2 protein-coding genes and 2 pseudogenes are annotated in these 1,942 nt (G+C 64.5%); all 4 read right to left on the bottom strand.

The window, feature by feature from the left end; translation table 11 throughout:
* Positions 1-422 (bottom strand): annotated as a pseudogene (locus JCM25156_RS25030) (hypothetical protein); the annotation flags it as partial.
* Entirely contained in the window at positions 419-847 is a 429-nt protein-coding gene (locus tag JCM25156_RS31400; RefSeq protein ID WP_242402686.1) for a glycosyl hydrolase family 8, read from the bottom strand. The pseudogene JCM25156_RS25030 and the gene JCM25156_RS31400, both read right to left, overlap by 4 nt.
* 26 nt (positions 848-873) lie before the next feature.
* Positions 874-1,515: a glycosyl hydrolase family 8 gene (locus tag JCM25156_RS31405; protein ID WP_242402685.1), complete on the bottom strand. Its 642-nt coding sequence runs from the start codon at positions 1,513-1,515 to the stop codon at positions 874-876.
* 111 nt (positions 1,516-1,626) lie between these two features.
* Positions 1,627-1,942: pseudogene (locus JCM25156_RS29525) on the bottom strand (SGNH/GDSL hydrolase family protein); the annotation flags it as partial.

Genomic DNA, 1,942 nt, shown 5'->3' on the forward strand with positions numbered 1-1,942 from the left:
GGCTTCGATACGCTTTCCGGTTCCGATGCAATAGCGGGCGTGGGCGATTTCACCTCGGGCGGGGCTATGGCGGCGGGCGCCTCCTCCACCTGCGGGGGCGTGCTGCCCTCAGGTGGGGCCAGAAGCTGCTCCGCCGGGGGTTCGGGGGCCGTCTCCTCTTCCGTGAGGAGATCCTCACCCGGTTCATTTTCAGCCTGCCAGTCGTACGGATCCTCGACTTCGGTCAGGTCTTTGGAGCTGGAGGACTCGGTGGTGGCGGAAGTTCCGTCCGTTTCCAGCAGGGAGCGATCGACAAAAGGCCGGTAGACGAATCCCTGCTCGACCCCGAAGCTTTGCAGGACACGTTCGATATCGCGCGGACGCCCCACCGCACCGGAGCGACCGTCGCCTTCAACCCTGTCTTCTGACCCTGATCCGCTCACTTCACCTGCTCCTCTGCCCGCGCGATATAAACCAGAAGCGTCAATGCCGCGGAATAATAATCCGGCGCGTGGTCCAGTGTCGGCAATTTTGCCGATGAAGCAAGCCCCGTGCACTGCGCGACCGCCAGATATCCCGGCGGGGCATTATAGGGCGAACGCGCCCCCGTTGTCAGGTCTATCCAGCCGGGCAGCGCATCCGCGCCAAAATGCGTCCAGAACCGGGCGTATCCCGCCCGCAGGTCCGGCGTGAGCATATGCGCCCAGTACAGGTAAAGCGGAACCCGGATCGCATCATAGGAAAAACAGGGCGGCCATCCCTTCGCCAGGGAAAGGGCCTGCGTGCGCCGGTCGATCGAGAGCCAGTCCGGCGGTAGCCGCCACTGGCCGAAGCGGGCCTGCATGATCAGCCGCATGCCGTCGCGCATCACGTCATGCCATGCCGGGTCCGCCGTCAGTTCAAAGGCTGAAGCAGGGAGGGCATGACGTAATAGGACAGGTTGAGCGTGACCCTGTCGGGCTGGACGAACCCCTGCGCGCCGGGCAGCAGCACCCTGTAATCCCCCACCCGCAGGGTCATGAGCCGCAGCACGTCGCGATAGATCGCGACGGCTTCCTGCACGAAATCCGGGCGGTGCCAGCGCCGCCCCGCGCGGGCAAGGGCAAGGGCGATCAGCAGGTCACCATCGGTCGCGTTGTTCGTATCGGGCACGGCGGGCGTATGGCCGGGCAGGAAGCGCCATGAAAACAGCCCGTCCTTCGTGTGCCGCAAGGTGGCCTGCGTCCAGTTCCACATCGTCTCGAACGTGGGCAGGTCATCCGCGACGGCGGCGAAAAGCATGCCGTAGCCCTGTCCCTCGCTGTGGGATTCCCCGTTATTGCCCGTATCGACAATGCGGCCATCGGGGCGGAAATATTTTCTCCGGAACACGGCCCATTGCCGCGCGACCTCATTACCCCCCGCATGCGCGGCGGACCCGGCCATGGATGACATGGGCACGCCCCCCATGGCCATGAAGGCCGCCAGCATGGCGCGACGCCCCATTTTCGGGGCAGGGCGGACTGTCAGGCCGGATGTCTTGAGATCAAACCGCATCAGATAATCACATATCCCTTGAACTGTCAGGCTTCCCTATCTGGAATCCGTCAAAGTGCAACCACCTGCGTCCCTGTCGCGCCCTGATGCTCCTCCACGCGCCCCGTACTGTCAACGCGCGGACAGCAGGCGGCCGCCGACCTGCCGCCACACCATGCTGGCCAGGATGGCATGCCCGATCTGGGAGGGATGGGTATCGTCATCACTCCAGTAGGTATGGTTGTCCACATTGTACAGCGGCTGGTCGGGCGCGAAGGGGTCGATCTCGATATCGGGCGTGATGGTGCCTGCGCGCACGGCGGCGCGCAGGGCCTCGCGCGGTGCGCCGGATGTATTGGTCTCGTCGATCAGGGCGACCGTGAAACCGGCTTTTTTCAGGCGCTGCACCATCTGGGCGATGTTGCGGACCGTCTCCTCCGTCGGAATG

It is taken from the genome of Komagataeibacter kakiaceti JCM 25156, from assembly GCF_000613305.1.

Bases quoted from the DNA above. Each gene is read 5' to 3' on its own strand.
- JCM25156_RS31400 (WP_242402686.1), bottom strand. From the start codon at position 847: ATGCGCGACGGCATGCGGCTGATCATGCAGGCCCGCTTCGGCCAGTGG.
- JCM25156_RS31405 (WP_242402685.1), bottom strand. From the start codon at position 1,515: ATGCGGTTTGATCTCAAGACATCCGGCCTGACAGTCCGCCCTGCCCCG.